The sequence below is a fragment of the Rothia sp. HMSC069C10 genome (assembly GCF_001812205.1).
Classification (GTDB): domain Bacteria; phylum Actinomycetota; class Actinomycetes; order Actinomycetales; family Micrococcaceae; genus Rothia; species Rothia mucilaginosa.
On the sequence record NZ_KV808292.1, the window covers coordinates 1 to 423 of the forward strand.

The following is a 423-nucleotide window of genomic DNA, read 5'->3' on the forward strand; positions in this document are numbered from 1 at the left end:
AGCGACCACTAGGGCTTTGTCCCGGTTTGGGAGCGCTTCTGCGCCTTCAGGGCAATCGATTTTTTTAGGTACGCCACCTGCGCCTCAAGCTTGCGCACACGCTCGGCAAGTTCCTCCTCACGCGTTGGCGGCACCGCCCGCACCGACCCCTTCGGCCTGCCCTTGGGCTTAGGCTTAAGCGCTTGCGCGCCGCCTTCACGGTATAGCCTGCACCACTGCTTCAACGGTGTTGCGCTTGCAATACCGAAGCGCATCATCGCTTCAGGCTTGCTCATCCCACCGTCAACCACGGCCGCCGCTGCGGCGACCTTGGTTTCATAGTCGTATTTGGTGTGTTTTATTCCCATGGCAAGAAGCCCGTCCTTCCCGATTGCGCGGTACATTTTCTGCCACTCTCTCACAGTCGCGGCAGACACACCAAGC

Annotated in this window: 1 protein-coding gene; it reads right to left on the reverse strand. The window is 59.8% G+C overall.

Features of this window, described 5'->3' with window-relative positions; all coding sequences use genetic code 11:
* Positions 1–8: 8 nt before the first annotated feature.
* Positions 9–423 (reverse strand): helix-turn-helix domain-containing protein (locus tag HMPREF2842_RS09155; RefSeq protein WP_141752168.1); only part of this gene is annotated, 415 nt, incomplete at its 5' end.